The organism is Pseudomonas sp. Z3-8 (assembly GCF_051131975.1).
Lineage (GTDB): Bacteria > Pseudomonadota > Gammaproteobacteria > Pseudomonadales > Pseudomonadaceae > Aquipseudomonas.
Genome location: NZ_CP071643.1, coordinates 4,627,075 through 4,643,127, shown reverse-complemented (window position 1 = coordinate 4,643,127; position 16,053 = coordinate 4,627,075). Strand labels below are relative to the sequence as shown.

Below are 16,053 nucleotides of genomic sequence, written 5' to 3'. Positions count from 1 at the left end.
GTTCGCCTGCAACCATCTCCTGAATACTCCAACATCACCCCACCCCGTCTACGCTCTTGAAACACCAACAAGAACGAGGGGCGTGCCCATGGGGTTTATTCGAAGGCTGGCCTGGCTGGCCGCAATGCTGGCGCTGGGGCTGAACCACGCACAGGCCGCTACGCCGGATGACGGCCAGGCGGCTCGGGCGCTGTTGGAAAGGGCGTTGGCCTACTATCACGATTACGGCGACTATGCGTTCGCCGCCTTCAGCCGCCAGGGCGAATTCGTCGACAAGGACCGCTACGTGTTCGTGGTCGACACCCAGGGAGTAATGCTTGCCAGCGGCGGCCCATCGTCAGCGCTGATCGGGCGAGACGTGTCCGAGGTATTGGGGCCGGATCTGCGCAAGGCGTTCAAGGATGCGTTGAAGACCCCGGAAGCCAGCGGCATCCAGCAGGCCGAGTATCGCTGGCAGAACTGGGCGGACGGCAAGGTCGAGCGCAAGCGTGTGTATTTCCAGCGGGTCGGCGAGCATATCCTCGCGGTTGGCTATTACTTGCCAAGGGCTTCTTCCGAACAGGCCAGGGCGCTACTGGACAAGGCTTCGGCGGACCTGCTGAAGAGTGAGAAAGCGACGCTGACGGCGATCAATTCCCTCAAGGGCGGTTACCTTCAGGATGACCTGTACGTCTTTGTCGTTGATCTCGGTACCCGCCGCTATGTCGGTCATGGCACCAATCTGCGTTTGATCAATACCGATTTTGCCAAGGTCAAGGATCCGGCTGGCAAACCGGTGGGTGAGCCGATCCTGGCAATGATGGGCAAGCAGGATGCGGGGGAATATGAGTATCGCTGGAAGAATCCGGTCACGGGGAAAGTCGAGAACAAGCATGCCTATTTGAAGAAGGCCGGGCATTTGTTGGTGGCTGTGGGGTATTACAGTCCTTGATTTCTGGGTTTCTGGGTCTTGGGTGTATATCCGTTACCGCAGCAACGGATATACACACGACCAAAGCAGTAGGAATCACCCCGCCACCAACACCCGAATCGCCTCCAGCCGCAACGCAGCCTTCTCCAGCATCGCCAACCCTTGCTCACGCTGCTGGCGCAGAGCCTCCAGTTCGCTGTCGCGCACGGTAGGGTTCACCGCTTGCAAAGCGGTCAAACGGGCCAGTTCCTCTTCGGTGTCGGCCGCCAGACGGCGTTGCGCCTCGGCCACGCGTTCGGCGTGACGCGGGGCGATCTTCTCTTCGCCGGCGTTGATCCGTGGCGAGAGCTGGTCGCGCTGGGCCTGGATGAACTTGTTGGCGCTGGCGCGGGGGACGCTTTCGAGCTGGTCGTTAAGGGTTTCGAACGACACCCGGCCCGCCAGGTCGTTGCCGTTGGCATCCAGCAGGCAGCGCAGGGCGGCCGGTGGCAGGTAGCGGCCCAATTGCAGCGAGCGCGGGGCGACCACTTCGCTGACATAGAGCAGTTCCAGCAACACGGTGCCAGGCTTGAGCGCCTTGTTCTTGATCAGCGCCACGGCGGTGTTGCCCATGGAGCCGGACAGCACCAGGTCCATGCCGCCTTGCACCATCGGATGCTCCCAGGTGATGAATTGCATGTCTTCACGAGACAGCGCCTGGTTGCGGTCATAGGTGATGGTCACGCCTTCGTCGTCGCCCAGGGGGAAACTGGCGTCGAGCATTTTTTCGCTCGGCTTGAGGATCAGTGCGTTATCGGAATGGTCCTCGCTGTCGATACCGAAGGCGTCGAACAGGGTTTCCATATAGATCGGCAGGGCGAACTGGTCGTCCTGTTCAAGGATGGCCTCCACCAAAGCGTCGCCTTCGCCCGCACCGCCGGAATTGAGCTCCAGCAGACGGTCACGACCGGTATGCAGCTCGGCCTCCAGGCGTTCGCGTTCGGCGCGCGCCTCGTCGATCAATGCCTGCCACTCGCCGTCGTCGGCTTCTTCCAGCAACGGCAGCAGGCGCGGGCCGAACTGATGTTGCAAGGCGTTGCCGGTCGGGCAGGTGTTGAGGAAAGCATTCAGCGCCTCGTGATACCACTGGAACAGCCGCGCCTGCGGGCTGGTTTCCAGGTACGGCACATGCAGCTCGATAGTGTGTTTCTGGCCGATCCGGTCCAGACGGCCGATCCGCTGTTCCAAAAGGTCCGGGTGCGCCGGCAGGTCGAACAGCACCAGGTGATGGGCGAATTGGAAGTTGCGACCCTCACTACCGATTTCCGAGCAGATCAGCACCTGGGCACCGAACTCTTCGTCGGCAAAGTAGGCCGCCGCGCGGTCGCGCTCAAGGATGTTCATGCCTTCATGGAACACCGTGGCCGGAATGCCGGAGCGCACGCGCAGGGCGTCTTCCAGGTCCATCGCGGTTTCGGCGTGGGCGCAGATCACCAGGACCTTGGTGCGCTTGAGCATCTTCAACTGATCGATCAGCCACTCGACGCGCGGGTCGAATTTCCACCAGCGTTCTTCTTCGCTGGCTTCAGGCTGAGCCTGGAAGCTGACTTCAGGATACAGCTCGGCGTGTTCGCCCAGCGGCAGTTCCAGATATTCGTCAGGGCACGGCAGAGGATAGGCGTGCAGCTTGCGCTCGGGGAAACCCTGGACGGCAGCGCGGGTGTTACGGAACAGCACGCGGCCGGTGCCGTGGCGGTCCAGCAGTTCGCGAACCAGGCGGGCGCTGGCTTCGATATCGCCATCGTTGACGGCGGTCAGCAGCGCTTCGCCTTCATTGCCCAGGAAACCATGGATGGTCTGGTGGGCCTCGGGCGACAAGCGTCCCTTGTCCAGCAGCTCCTGGACGGCTTCGGCCACCGGGCGATAGTTCTCGCTTTCGGCACGGAAGGCCTGCAGATCGTGGAAGCGGTTCGGGTCCAGCAGGCGCAGGCGAGCGAAGTGGCTGTCCTGGCCCAGTTGTTCCGGGGTGGCGGTCAGCAGCAGCACGCCAGGGATGGTCTCGGCCAACTGTTCGACGAGCGCGTATTGCGGGCTGACCTGGTCTTCGTGCCACACCAGGTGGTGCGCTTCGTCGACCACCATCAGGTCCCAGCCGGCGGCGAACAGCGCGTCCTGGGCCTTTTCGTCCTCTACCAGCCATTCCAGCGCGACCAGCGCCAGTTGGGTGTCCTCGAACGGGTTGCTGGCATCACTTTCGATAAAGCGTTCTTCGTCGAACAGCGCGACCTGCAGGTTGAAGCGCCGGCGCATCTCCACCAGCCACTGGTGCTGCAGGTTTTCCGGGACCAGGATCAGGATGCGACTGGCGCGGCCGGAAAGCAGTTGCCGATGGATGATCAAGCCGGCTTCGATGGTCTTGCCCAGGCCCACTTCGTCCGCCAGCAATACCCGTGGCGCAATGCGGTCGGCGACTTCACGGGCAATATGCAACTGGTGAGCGATCGGTTGGGCACGCACGCCACCCAGGCCCCAGAGCGGTGACTGCAGTTGGCGGCTGGTGTGTTCCAGCGTGTGGTAGCGCAGGGAGAACCAGGCCAGCGGATCGATCTGCCCGGCGAACAGGCGATCGCTGGCCAGGCGGAACTGGATGAAGTTCGACAGTTGGGTTTCCGGCAGCGTGACGACTTCGTTCTGCCCGTTGAGGCCGTGGTAGACCAGCAGCCCGTCGACGTCATCGACTTCGCGCACGGTCATTTTCCAGCCTTCGAAGTGAGTGATCACGTCGCCCGGCGAAAACCGCACGCGGGTGAGGGGCGCATTCCGTAGCGCGTACTGGCGAGTGTCGCCAGTGGCCGGGTAGAGCACGGTCAACAAGCGGCCGTCCTGTGCCAGAACGGTGCCCAAACCCAGCTCGGCTTCGCTGTCACTGATCCAGCGTTGCCCCGGTTGATACTGCTGCGCCATGCTGCCTGACTCCCGCCGTGAAAAAGCCGGCTATCTTAACGGAATGACGCGTCAGACCAAAGGATTTACGCACGTAACCAGCGCTCGTGACGGCTTGCCCATCAACGGCCCAACGGAACTTAAGCGTGTTCTGCGATCAAACAAGCTTGTGTCCTCGCTCCGCGTAATGCCAACCAGCTCACAAGTTTCAGACCAGCGGTTCAAGCTGTCCTCGCCGCCGCCGACAACCTGAAGACAGGAGACCTTTATGTTGCCACCCATGCTCCCCTTGAGCGCCGTACCCATCACCGCTCAGCAGGATCCGATCCGCCCGCGACCGGATATTCCTCCCGTGGTCCCGGTACAACAAAGCTCCAACGAAAGCACCATCGACCTGCAAAAGGGTGACCCGGAGGAGGCCGCTCTGTTGCTGCGCGAAGAGCAGCGTCGCCAGCAGGAGCGCAACCGGCGCCGCCGCGAAGCCGACGAGGATCCCGAGGAGCATCTGGCTGTTCCGGGCACGGAGCTGAACGCCGACAACACCGTGCCGGTCGTTCCGCTCGTCGAGGGCGAAGAGCGCCAGGGCCTATGGGTGGATATCCAGATCTGAGGTCTCGTCGACGTCGCTGGCTGGTCAACGCAACCGGTAACCCGCATCATGGGCGCATCCGCCACTCACCGTACGATGTCGACACAGCATGAGCCAAGAAGACAAACTGATTGATCTCGGTGCAGAGCGCGCAAAGCGTGTTCACGACCTCAACGAAAAACGCCTCAATGAAGTCCGCCAGGCCTTCGAGCAGGCCATGCCCTTGGGCAAGCCGAAGAAAAAATCGAAAAACAAACCAAAAAAGCGCTGAACCCCCTCGATCCATTGATATGGATCAGTTATCACCCTTCCTTTGCGCTCCGTCGCGAGCGTTATTGACCCCGGTCAATTTTCCTCCAGGCCTGATTGGTTAACTTGATCCCATCGCAACAGGGGCAAGACCAGGAGGCCAGTCATGTTTATCGATAATGTGGTGTTTGCCGGTGTGTTGACGGTCGGCCTCATGTTCGTGTTTTTTGCAGGGTTTGGATTATTCATCTGGAAAGACGCACACAAGCGCAAAAAGCCGTAGGTCTTTTCCGGCGACAACGAGCACGCAAGGCATTTGGGCGACTTCGGTCGCCCTTTTTTTTTGGAGGCGAATTTTCAGTTCTACACAAAACCACTGTGGGAGCGAGCCTGCTCGCGAAGGCGCAGTATCAGCTATCCACTCAGTGGCTGATACACCGCTTTCGCGAGCAGGCTCGCTCCCACACAAGGATTCAAGTGGAAATAAAAAAGGTGCGAACCGCAAGGAACGCACCTTTTTCACGAGCCGCTGAAACTCAGCTGCCGATGGCCTTCGACGCCAGCCAGAACAGTGCCGCCGACAGGCCCACCGTTGCTGGCAGGGTCAGCACCCAGGCCAGCAGGATAGTCTGGACCGTGCCGCCCTGCAGGCCGCTCTTGTTGGCCACCATCGTGCCCGCCACGCCGGAAGACAGCACATGGGTGGTGGAAACCGGCAGGCTGAAGATATTCGCCGCGCCGATCATGCAGGCCGTGGTGATCTGCGCCGACATGCCTTGGGCGTAGGTCATGCCTTGCTTGCCGATCTTCTCGCCGATGGTCAGTACCACGCGCTTCCAGCCGACCATGGTGCCCAGGCCGAGTGCCAGGGCAACCGCCAGGATTACCCAGAACGGGGCGTATTCGGTGGTCGCGGTCAGGTCCTTGCGCAGCTTGTTCAGGTCGTCTTTTTCACGGGCTGCCAGGCCAGGCAACTTGCCGACTTTTTTCGCCGTATCATCCAGGCAAAGCAGGTAGCGGCGCACTTCGATGCGGCTTTCCGACGGCAGCGAGTGGTAATCCGCCACGCCTTTGAGGGTGTCGAGCAGCGCATTGATGGTCGGTTCGGTCTGCTGCGGGTTGCAGCGGAATTTCTCCGGCAGGTCGCCTTCGACGCTCTTGCCCAAGGCCAGGAACTCACCCAGCGACTCGTTGTTGCGCTTGTAGAACTGGCTAAGGTGCAACGTCGCGTCGCGGGTGCGCTCGATCTGGTAGGTAGTGCTGTTCAGGTCGAGAACGAACTGTGCGGGTACGATACCGATCAGCACCAGCATGATCAGGCCGATGCCTTTCTGGCCATCGTTGGAACCGTGGACGAAGCTGACGGCCATGGCGGAAATCACCAGTACCAGGCGATTCCAGAACGGCGGGTGTTTCTTGTCGTCGATCTTGCGGCGCTGTTCCGGCGTCTTGTGCATCTTCGACAGTGGGCGCCACCATTTCAGGCTGAGCAACACCAGGGCCGCGATCAGGAAGCCGGCCATCGGCGAGAACACCAGGGAGGCGCCGATATCGATCGCTTTCTGCCAGTTCACCCCGTCGGCCAACGGAATATCGTTGATCAGCGCATTGGCCAGGCCCACGCCGAGGATCGAGCCGATCAGCGTATGGGAACTGGACGCCGGGATACCGAAGTACCACGTGCCGAGATTCCAGGTGATGGCCGCCGCGAGCAGCGAGAACACCATGGCCAGGCCGTGTCCGGTGTTCACATTGATCAGCAACTCCACGGGCAGCAGGTGAACGATGGCGTACGCCACCCCCACGCCACCCAGCAGTACGCCGAGGAAATTGAACACACCGGAAAAGAACACCGCCAGGTGAGGCGGCATGGCTTTGGTGTAGATAACAGTGGCAACCGCGTTAGCGGTGTCATGAAAGCCGTTGATGAACTCGAAGGCGAGGACAAAAGCCAGGGCGAGCAAGAGGCTCACGAGCACCCAAGCATCCAGTCCGCTGAATAAATCGATCATGAAGGTTTTCTGACCCGGTCATAAGGGGGCGCGATTATGCCAGAAAACCTCGCTAATCGATGCATCGACTGCTCATCGGTAACATTCTTCAACGAAATAACCGGCAGGAAGCCGTGCGGGCCTGGGTTTTGAATGGGCTGCGCAACCCTTTGATTTCGGGATGAAAATGCCGGCTGGCAAGGTTCTGCGCAGGGCGTGGGGGGGTGGGGCGGGCGCCTGAAATATCTGAAAAAAGAAATTCAGCGGTGAATGTCCGCCGACCGATGGTGGAGAGAATGACGGCCCGCTTTTGGCGGGCCCTCGCTACCGGTGTCCGACCGGGGTGTGGCCGGACACGCTACGGAACTCAAGCCCGGAGAATCATTCTTCCTCGGCCTTGAGTTCTTTTTCCATCTTTTGCAGTTCCTGGCTGAACGCCTGGTCCTGAACAGTGGCGCGTTTGCGCCAGGGTTTGCGTTCCGGTTCAGGTTGCGCGGCGTAGGTGGTGACTTCCCCGCCGTAAACTTCCTTGTAACGTTGTTCCTGGCGCTCAAGTTCCGCGCGCAGTTCGTCTTTCGTCACATCATTACCTAATGAATTGAAATTGATCTGGTGATACGCACTGCATGTACGCGATGCAGACGGCCACGGCACCAGAGCTGATAGCTGACGTAGCATCAGGGTTTCGCATATTGCCGATACGGGAGATGCGGCCAGGCTGCTGACACAACAAAACCATTGTGCTCGCGGAAGGAGTGGATCCATTGGCCGATCCGCCACTGGCGCGCATTATAGCGGTCCGCCGCAATAACACTAGCAAAGTTAAAGTACCGGGTTACCGGTGTGAATCAATATTGCATAAGTGTTGCTAGTTGTGCGGCACGCATCACAAGTGTCGATATCCTGACGTCATTTTCATATGACAAGTTCATTATTCTTTGTCGCTGTTTAAGTTCGTCGTCCAAGGTGCTTGCTGGAAAAACGCAAAAAACAGCAAGACTGGCAGGCGCCTGCTGATTGCGATTATCGACCGCCGGTTCGATAATCGCACGGTGTTGATGGATCGACACTTGTCTGTCCGACGGGCAGCCGCTTGTAATAGCCGTCATTCCGGGAGAACCAGAGATGAACGACCAATTGCGCAACGCCTTCACTTCAGTAGCGCCGCCGATCGTCGCTTCGCCGGCCAAGCGGATCCAGGCCCTGACCGGTGACCCGGACTTCATGACCTCGCTGGCCCGTGGACTGGCGGTGGTCCAGGCATTCCAGGAGCGCAAGCGGCACCTGACCATCGCCCAGATCAGCCACCGCACCGAAATTCCCCGCGCGGCGGTGAGGCGCTGCCTGCACACGTTGATCAAGCTCGGCTACGCCACCACCGACGGACGAACTTATTCGCTGTTGCCCAAAGTGCTGACCCTGGGCCATGCCTATCTGTCATCGACACCGCTGGCGGTTTCTGCCCAACCGTACCTGGACCGCATGAGCGAACAGCTGCACGAGGCCTGCAACATGGCGACGCTGGAAGGCGATGACATCCTTTACATCGCCCGGTCGGCCACGACTCAAAGGCTGATTTCGGTGGACCTGTCCGTCGGTGGCCGCCTGCCAGCCTATTGCACGTCGATGGGCCGGATCCTGCTGGCGGCACTGGATGACGCGTCGCTGCGCGATTATCTCGAGCATGCCGACCTGCAGGCCAAGACCAGCCGCACCCTGCACACGCCCGAGGCGTTGCTCGAATGCTTGCAACAGGTCCGGCAGCAGGGTTGGTGCATTGTCGATCAGGAACTGGAACAGGGCCTGCGCTCGATTGCCGTGCCGGTATACGATGCTTCGGGCCAGGTGGTGGCGGCCCTGAACGTCAGCACCCATGCCGGACGGGTCAGCCGCAACGAGCTGGAGCAGCGCTTTTTGCCTGGCCTGCTCGGGGCCAGCCGGGACCTGAGCGCGCAACTGTTCACTTAAGCTGTTCGATAAACGCACACACTCCGCTTCGGTGAATTGACGGTATTTGCCCGGGCTCATTAATGTCGCGCAGCGTCATCTGGCGTTTCTTGCGTGGAATAAAAATAAAATGAACCAGCCCCAGACCTCCGTAGGCACCTGCCTCGATGTGCAATCCTTCATCAATGCCCAGCCCATTTCTCGTTACCAATGGCGAGTGGTCATTCTCTGTTTCCTGATCGTTTTCCTCGATGGCCTCGACACCGCGGCCATGGGCTTCATCGCCCCGGCGCTTTCCCAGGATTGGGGCATCAATCGGGCCAGTCTTGGCCCGGTGATGAGCGCAGCGCTGATCGGCATGGTATTCGGCGCACTGGGTTCCGGCCCATTGGCTGACCGTTTCGGACGAAAAATCGTATTGGTGGGGGCGGTCGTGTTGTTTGGCGCTTTCAGCCTGGCCTCGGCCTTCTGTACCAACGTCGACCAACTGCTGGTGCTGCGTTTCCTGACCGGCCTGGGATTGGGGGCCGGGATGCCGAATGCCACGACCTTGCTCTCGGAATACACCCCGGAACGCAAGAAGTCCCTGCTGGTCACCAGCATGTTCTGCGGCTTCAACCTGGGTATGGCCGGCGGCGGTTTCATCTCCGCCAAGCTGATACCGGCGTTCGGCTGGCACAGCTTGCTGCTGATCGGTGGCGTGCTGCCGTTGATCCTGGCGGTGGTGCTGGTGTTCTGGCTGCCGGAGTCGGCGCGTTACCTGGTGGTGCGTAACCGTGGCACCGACAAGGTGCGCAAGACCCTGGCGCCGATCGACCCGCCGACCATCGCCCAGGCGGCCAGCTTCAGCGTGCCCGAACAAAAGACCGTAAAAGCGCGCAACGTGCTGGCGGTGATCTTTTCCGGTACCTACAGCGCCGGCACCTTGTTGTTGTGGCTGACGTATTTCATGGGGCTGGTGATTGTCTATCTGCTGACCAGTTGGCTGCCGACGCTGATGCGCGACAGCGGCGCGAGCATGGAGCAGGCGGCGTTCATCGGCGCGCTGTTTCAGTTCGGCGGCGTATTGAGTGCAGTCGGGGTGGGTTGGGCGATGGACCGTTTCAATCCGCACAAGGTCATCGGCATTTTCTACCTGATGGCCGGGGTATTTGCCTACGCGGTAGGGCAGAGCCTGGGCAACATTACCTTGCTCGCCACCCTGGTGCTGGTGGCCGGCATGTGCGTCAACGGCGCGCAATCGGCGATGCCGTCCCTGGCGGCGCGGTTCTACCCAACCCAGGGCCGGGCTACCGGGGTGTCGTGGATGCTGGGCATCGGCCGGTTCGGCGCGATTCTTGGCGCGTGGATGGGCGCGACGTTGTTGGGGTTGGGCTGGAACTTCGAACAGGTCCTGACCGCGCTGGTGATTCCAGCGGCATTGGCGACCGCGGCGGTCGTTATCAAAGGCATGGTCAGCCATGCGGATGCGACCTGAGCCAGCGGCATTTTTGCTCAAATTCCTGTGGGAGCGAGCTTGCTCGCGATAGCGGTGGCTCAGTCAACTTCTATGCAAGTTGACACGACGCCATCGCGAGCAAGCTCGCTCCCACAGGGGACTTTATGAGCTTGAGTAAATCGATAGCTACGCAACAATCTGTTCGATAAACGAACACTCTGTCGATTATCGGATTGTTTGGCGTTTTTCCCCGGCTTAATCTTCAGTCACCCAGGCGCTGGACCTCGCGCCTCTTTTTCATGTCGGTCTACTGGATAACGGGAGCCTGCCCCATGGCTGAAATCCTTTCGCTGCACGACGCGGTGAAGCAGTTCGTCAACGACGGCGATACCGTCGCGCTCGAAGGCTTCACGCACCTGATCCCGACGGCGGCGGGTCATGAAATCATTCGTCAGGGCAAGAAGGACCTGACCCTGGTGCGCATGACGCCTGACTTGATTTACGACCAGTTGATCGGCGCCGGTTGTGCTCGCAAACTGATTTTTTCCTGGGGCGGCAATCCTGGCGTGGGTTCCTTGCACCGGCTGCGCGATGCGGTCGAAAAGCAATGGCCGCATCCGCTGGAAATCGAGGAGCACAGCCACGCCGACCTGGCCAATGCCTACGTTGCCGGCGCCTCCGGCCTGCCGTTCGCAGTACTTCGGGCCTACGCCGGCTCCGACCTGCCGAAGGTCAATCCGCTGATCAAAAGCGTCACCTGTCCCTTCACCGGGGAAGTGCTTGCCGCCGTGCCGTCGGTGCGACCGGACATTACCGTGATCCACGCACAGAAGGCCGACCGCAAGGGCAACGTGTTGCTGTGGGGCATCCTCGGTGTGCAGAAAGAAGCGGCCCTGGCGGCCAAGCGTTGCATCGTCACCGTGGAAGAAATCGTCGACGACCTGAACGCGCCGATGAATGCCTGCGTGCTGCCAACCTGGGCCTTGAGCGCGGTATGTCATGTACCGGGTGGCGCGCATCCGTCCTACGCTCACGGCTACACCGAGCGTGACAATCGTTTCTACCAGGCGTGGGATCCTATCGCCCGGGACCGTGAGACATTTACCGCATGGATTGACGAGTACATCCATGGCACCAGGGACTTCAGTGAATTCCAGGCCCGGCTGGCGGCCGCTTCGCAGGTGAAACCATGACCTATTCCACCAATGAGATGATGACCGTCGCCGCGGCCCGTCGGCTGAAGAACAACGCCGTGTGTTTCGTTGGCATCGGCCTGCCGTCGAAAGCGGCCAACCTGGCGCGGCTGACTTCGTCGCCTGATGTCGTCCTGATCTACGAATCCGGTCCGATCGGCGCCAAGCCCAGCGTATTGCCGCTGTCCATCGGCGACGGTGAACTGGCGGAAACCGCGGACACCGTCGTACCCACCGGTGAGATTTTTCGCTACTGGCTGCAGGGCGGGCGCATCGACGTCGGCTTTCTCGGCGCGGCCCAGGTGGACCGTTTCGGCAACATCAACACCACGGTGGTCGGCGATTATCATCAGCCGAAAGTCCGCTTGCCGGGTGCCGGTGGCGCGCCGGAAATCGCCGGCTCGGCGAAAAGTGTGCTGATCATCCTCAAGCAATCGGCGCGTTCGTTTGTCGACAAGCTGGACTTCATCACCTCGGTCGGTCACGGCGAAGGCGGTGATTCGCGCAAGCGCCTCGGCCTGCCGGGCGCTGGCCCCGTAGGGATCATCACTGACCTGTGCATCATGGAACCGGAAGCCGGCAGCCATGAGTTCGTGGTCACTTCGCTGCACCCCGGGGTGACCCGTGAGCAGGTCATCGCCGCCACCGGCTGGGCGATCCGTTTCGCCGACCAGGTGCAGACCACCGCCGAACCGACCGAGGTCGAGTTGCGTGCATTGCGCGACCTTGAGGCCCGTACCGCTGCGGCCCACGGCCAGACTCCAGGAGAAGCCTGAATGCGCGACGTTTTTATCTGTGATGCGATTCGAACCCCCATCGGCCGGTTCGGCGGCAGCCTGTCCGCAGTGCGTGCCGATGACCTGGCGGCAGTGCCGATCAAGGCGCTGATGGAACGCAACCCATCGGTGGACTGGCGCGCGGTGGACGAAGTGTTCCTGGGCTGCGCCAACCAGGCCGGTGAAGACAACCGCAACGTCGCGCGCATGGCCTTGTTGCTGGCCGGTCTGCCGGAGAGCATCCCCGGCGTGACCGTCAACCGCCTCTGCGCCTCGGGCATGGACGCCATCGGCACGGCGTTCCGCGCCATTGCCAGCGGCGAAATGGAGCTGGCCATCGCCGGCGGCGTCGAATCGATGTCCCGCGCGCCGTTCGTGATGGGCAAGGCCGATGCGGCGTTCTCACGCAACATGAAGCTGGAGGACACGACCATTGGTTGGCGCTTCATCAACCCGCTGATGAAAGCCCAGTACGGCGTTGATGCAATGCCGCAGACCGCTGATAACGTGGCGGATGACTACGCGGTGTCCCGCGCTGATCAAGACGCCTTTGCCGTGCGCAGCCAGCAGCGTGCGGCGGCGGCCCAGGCGGCGGGATTTTTTGCCGAAGAAATCGTGCCGGTTCGCATCGCCCACAAAAAGGGCGAAACGGTGGTCGAGCAGGACGAGCATCCACGCGCCGACACCACGTTGGAAACCTTGGGCCGACTCAAACCGGTCAACGGCCCCGACAAGACCGTGACCGCCGGCAACGCCTCGGGCGTGAATGACGGGGCGGCTGCGCTGATCCTCGCGTCCGCCGAAGCGGTGAAGAAACACGGCCTGACCCCCAGAGCCAGAGTGCTGGGCATGGCCAGCGCCGGCGTCGCGCCACGGGTGATGGGCATCGGCCCGGTGCCGGCGGTGCGCAAACTGACTGAGCGCCTGGGCCTGGCGGTCGCCGATTTTGACGTGATCGAGCTTAACGAAGCCTTTGCCAGCCAGGGCCTGGCGGTGTTGCGCGATCTCGGGCTGGCGGACGATGCACCGCACGTCAATCCGAACGGTGGCGCCATTGCCTTGGGCCATCCACTGGGCATGAGTGGGGCGCGGCTGGTAATGACAGCGCTGCATCATCTGGAAAAGACCGGCGGCAAGAAAGGCCTGGCGACCATGTGCGTCGGCGTCGGCCAAGGTCTGGCACTGGCTATCGAACGCGTCTGACGGGTCGTCCTACCAATAAGAAACCGAGGAATGCTGCATGACTGACAAGCCTGGTTACCGTCGCCCTCAAGCGGGCACTCAGCCGGAGTATCTGCACCCGCCGTACCAGTCCACCAACCTGCGCTCGCCGTCCAAGCCGTTGGTGTACCTGCCCCATTCATTGTCGGAAATCACCGGGCCGACCGTAGGTGCTGATCGTCTTCAGGAGAAGGACCATGACCTGACCGCCCAGCATGCCGGTGAGCCGCTCGGTGAACGGATCATCATTCACGGGCGCGTGCTCGATGAGCACGGCGAGCCGGTGCCGGGCATCCTGATCGAGATCTGGCAGGCCAACGCCGCCGGTCGCTACAACCACGACCGTGACAACCATGACGCGCCGCTGGACCCGAACTTCACCGGCACCGGTCGCACCGTGACCGATGCCGATGGCGGGTATCAGTTCCAGACCATCAAGCCCGGCGCCTATCCGTGGGGCAACCACCACAACGCCTGGCGTCCTGCGCATATCCATTTTTCATTGTTCGGGCCGAGCATCCTGACGCGCCTGGTCACGCAGATGTATTTCCCCGGTGATCCGTTGCTGGAATACGACCCGATCTACAACTGCGTGCCGGACAGCCGTGCCAAGGAACGCTTGATCGCCAGTTTCGACCTGGAAAAAACCATTCCTCACTACGCCCTCGGTTATCGCTGGGACATCGTCTTGCGCGGCCGCGAAGCCACGCCGATGGAGAAATAAGATGACGCTCAACGCCACTACGTCCCACACCGTCGGGCCTTACTACCACATCGGCCTGACGTGGCTGAACCGCGAAGACCTGACCGACGCCCAGACGCTCGGCCAGCGCGTGGCGATCACCGGGCAAGTGATCGACGGCAACGGCCAGTTCGTCAACGACGCCATGCTGGAAGTCTGGCAGGCCAACGCCGCCGGTAAATACGCTCACCCGGAAGACGATCAGGACAAACCGCTGGACCCGCATTTCGACGGTTTCGGCCGGGTGCCAGTGGATGCCGAAGGGCGGTTCCGCTTTACCACCATCAAGCCGGGCACCGTGCCGGGGTTGGGCGGTACGACCCAGGCGCCGCATCTCGTTGTACTGGTGTTCGCCCGCGGGTTGGTCAAGCATCTGTTGACGCGCATCTATTTCGCCGACGAATCCGCCAACGAAGCTGACCCGTTGCTGGCCTGCGTACCCGAGGGGCGTCGCGACACCATCGTGGCCAGGCCCGATGCATCGGGTGTTTACCAGTGGAACGTGATTCTCCAGGGCACGGATGCCGAGACAGTGTTCTTCGATTACTGAGTGAACCCCCGTGGCGAGGGAGCTTGCTCCCGCTGGCTTGCGCAGCAAGCCCATGGCAGGCGACGCGGTGTATCAAAGCAGCGCGGAGCCTGGTTTTGCGACTGCTACGCAGCCGAGCGGGAGCAAGCTCCCTCGCCACGGGAGGCAAGACTGTGGAACGGGAGTGTTACGAAGTATGTCTAGACTTCGTCAGTCCCCAACGAGTGATTAACCCATGACCACCCCAATCAGCCACTACACCGGCGAAGAACGCAGCAAGCGCATCTTCGCCATCGTCGGTGCCTCTTCCGGCAACCTGGTCGAATGGTTCGACTTCTACGTCTATGCGTTCTGCGCGATTTATTTCGCCCCGGCGTTTTTTCCATCGGACAATCCGACGGTGCAACTGGTCAACACGGCGGGGGTATTCGCCGCCGGGTTCCTGATGCGGCCCATTGGCGGCTGGATTTTCGGCCGGGTAGCGGACCGTCACGGGCGCAAGAATTCAATGATGATCTCGGTGATGATGATGTGCTTCGGCTCGTTGCTCATCGCCTGCCTGCCCACCTACAAGGACATCGGCGTCTGGGCGCCGGTGCTGCTGCTGTTCGCTCGCCTGCTGCAAGGCCTGTCGGTGGGCGGCGAGTACGGCACGACCGCGACCTACATGAGCGAAGTCGCCCTCAAGGGGCAACGCGGCTTTTTTGCCTCGTTCCAGTACGTGACGCTGATCGGCGGACAACTTTTGGCAGTGTCGCTGGTGGTGATCCTGCAGCAGTTTCTCAGCGAAGACGAACTGCGCGCTTACGGTTGGCGAATCCCGTTCGTGGTGGGCGCCGCCGCGGCGTTGATTTCCCTGTTCCTGCGCCGGTCCTTGAAGGAAACCACCAGCAAGGAAATGCGCGAAAACAAAGACGCTGGCAGCATCGCCGCGTTGTTTCGCGATCACAAGGCGGCGTTCATCACCGTGCTGGGCTACACCGCCGGCGGTTCGCTGATTTTCTATACCTTCACCACTTACATGCAGAAGTACCTGGTGAACACCGCCGGCCTGCATGCCAAGACCGCCAGTTACATCATGACCGGTGCGCTGTTTCTCTACATGTGCATGCAACCGCTGTTCGGCATGCTCGCAGACAAGATCGGCCGGCGTAACTCCATGCTCTGGTTCGGCGGGCTGGGGGCGTTGTGCACCGTGCCGATCCTGCTGACGCTCAAAAGCACCAGCAACCCGTTCCTGGCGTTTGTCCTGATCACTTTCGCCTTGGCGATCGTCAGCTTCTACACCTCCATCAGCGGTCTGGTGAAAGCCGAAATGTTTCCACCAGAAGTGCGGGCGCTGGGAGTAGGGTTGGCCTATGCGGTGGCGAACGCGATTTTTGGCGGTTCGGCCGAGTACGTTGCCTTGAGCCTGAAAGCCCAGGGCGTGGAAAACGCTTTTTATTGGTATGTCACGGTGATGATGGTCGTTGCGTTCCTGTTCAGCCTGCGGCTGCCAAAACAACCGGCGTATTTACATCACGATCTTTAAGGCATGGTTGATTCA

General features: G+C 61.1%; 16 protein-coding genes. 12 read left to right on the top strand and 4 right to left on the bottom strand.

Annotation, left to right across the window (positions count from 1 at the left end; all coding sequences use genetic code 11):
• Window positions 1-88: 88 nt before the first annotated feature.
• Window positions 89-931, top strand: coding sequence for a cache domain-containing protein (locus tag J3P94_RS21265; RefSeq protein WP_434569551.1), 843 nt, complete (start codon window positions 89-91; stop codon window positions 929-931).
• Between the two features lie 75 nt (window positions 932-1,006).
• On the opposite strand, the gene rapA is transcribed toward J3P94_RS21265, so the two are convergent.
• A complete protein-coding gene (gene rapA / locus J3P94_RS21260) occupies window positions 1,007-3,853 on the bottom strand; it encodes an RNA polymerase-associated protein RapA (protein WP_434569550.1) in 2,847 nt (948 codons plus the stop codon).
• A gap of 247 nt (window positions 3,854-4,100) precedes the next feature.
• Between rapA and J3P94_RS21255 the strand changes: the two genes are divergently transcribed.
• The 3 genes from J3P94_RS21255 to ccoM all read left to right on the top strand — a co-directional run bounded on the left by J3P94_RS21255 (window position 4,101) and on the right by ccoM (window position 4,953).
• On the top strand, window positions 4,101-4,442 hold the full coding sequence (locus J3P94_RS21255; protein ID WP_434569549.1) for an aspartate-semialdehyde dehydrogenase: 342 nt from the start codon (window positions 4,101-4,103) through the stop codon (window positions 4,440-4,442).
• A gap of 88 nt (window positions 4,443-4,530) precedes the next feature.
• Entirely contained in the window at window positions 4,531-4,692 is a 162-nt protein-coding gene (locus J3P94_RS21250) for a hypothetical protein (protein WP_434569548.1), read from the top strand.
• A 144-nt stretch (window positions 4,693-4,836) separates the two neighbouring features.
• Window positions 4,837-4,953 carry a cytochrome c oxidase subunit CcoM gene (ccoM, locus tag J3P94_RS21245; RefSeq protein WP_030139315.1) on the top strand — a complete coding sequence of 39 codons (117 nt, stop codon included), beginning with the start codon at window positions 4,837-4,839 and terminating at the stop codon, window positions 4,951-4,953.
• A gap of 253 nt (window positions 4,954-5,206) precedes the next feature.
• Here the strand turns inward: ccoM and J3P94_RS21240 are convergent, their stop codons facing one another.
• From J3P94_RS21240 to J3P94_RS21230, 3 genes are all read right to left on the bottom strand, one after another.
• Window positions 5,207-6,682, bottom strand: a complete 1,476-nt coding sequence (locus tag J3P94_RS21240; protein ID WP_305496282.1) for an inorganic phosphate transporter — start codon at window positions 6,680-6,682, stop codon at window positions 5,207-5,209.
• Between the two features lie 360 nt (window positions 6,683-7,042).
• Window positions 7,043-7,243 (bottom strand): hypothetical protein, encoded by a 201-nt coding sequence (locus tag J3P94_RS21235; RefSeq protein ID WP_434569547.1) that lies wholly within the window; start codon window positions 7,241-7,243, stop codon window positions 7,043-7,045.
• Between the two features lie 266 nt (window positions 7,244-7,509).
• On the bottom strand, window positions 7,510-7,770 hold the full coding sequence (locus tag J3P94_RS21230) for a hypothetical protein (protein WP_434569546.1): 261 nt from the start codon (window positions 7,768-7,770) through the stop codon (window positions 7,510-7,512).
• Window positions 7,771-7,786: 16 nt separating this feature from the next.
• On the opposite strand from J3P94_RS21230, the gene pcaR reads away from it, so the two are divergent.
• The 8 genes from pcaR to J3P94_RS21190 all read left to right on the top strand — a co-directional run bounded on the left by pcaR (window position 7,787) and on the right by J3P94_RS21190 (window position 16,038).
• Window positions 7,787-8,629 (top strand): pca regulon transcriptional regulator PcaR, encoded by an 843-nt coding sequence (gene pcaR, locus J3P94_RS21225; protein ID WP_305496280.1) that lies wholly within the window; start codon window positions 7,787-7,789, stop codon window positions 8,627-8,629.
• A gap of 109 nt (window positions 8,630-8,738) precedes the next feature.
• Window positions 8,739-10,085 carry an MFS transporter gene (locus J3P94_RS21220; RefSeq protein ID WP_305496279.1) on the top strand — a complete coding sequence of 449 codons (1,347 nt, stop codon included), beginning with the start codon at window positions 8,739-8,741 and terminating at the stop codon, window positions 10,083-10,085.
• A 293-nt stretch (window positions 10,086-10,378) separates the two neighbouring features.
• Window positions 10,379-11,239 carry a CoA transferase subunit A gene (locus J3P94_RS21215; protein WP_434569545.1) on the top strand — a complete coding sequence of 287 codons (861 nt, stop codon included), beginning with the start codon at window positions 10,379-10,381 and terminating at the stop codon, window positions 11,237-11,239.
• Window positions 11,236-12,015 (top strand): CoA-transferase subunit beta, encoded by a 780-nt coding sequence (locus tag J3P94_RS21210; RefSeq protein ID WP_420764441.1) that lies wholly within the window; start codon window positions 11,236-11,238, stop codon window positions 12,013-12,015. Before J3P94_RS21215 ends, J3P94_RS21210 begins: the two co-directional genes overlap by 4 nt.
• A complete protein-coding gene (gene pcaF / locus J3P94_RS21205; RefSeq protein WP_434569544.1) occupies window positions 12,016-13,218 on the top strand; it encodes a 3-oxoadipyl-CoA thiolase in 1,203 nt (400 codons plus the stop codon). It begins immediately after the preceding gene.
• Window positions 13,219-13,255: 37 nt separating this feature from the next.
• The gene (gene pcaH, locus J3P94_RS21200; protein ID WP_434569543.1) at window positions 13,256-13,960 is read left to right on the top strand and encodes a protocatechuate 3,4-dioxygenase subunit beta; all 705 of its coding nucleotides are present in this window, start codon (window positions 13,256-13,258) and stop codon (window positions 13,958-13,960) included.
• A gap of 1 nt (window position 13,961) precedes the next feature.
• Window positions 13,962-14,528, top strand: coding sequence for a protocatechuate 3,4-dioxygenase subunit alpha (pcaG, locus tag J3P94_RS21195; RefSeq protein ID WP_434569542.1), 567 nt, complete (start codon window positions 13,962-13,964; stop codon window positions 14,526-14,528).
• A 214-nt stretch (window positions 14,529-14,742) separates the two neighbouring features.
• On the top strand, window positions 14,743-16,038 hold the full coding sequence (locus J3P94_RS21190) for an MFS family transporter (RefSeq protein WP_434569541.1): 1,296 nt from the start codon (window positions 14,743-14,745) through the stop codon (window positions 16,036-16,038).
• Window positions 16,039-16,053: the final 15 nt, after the last annotated feature.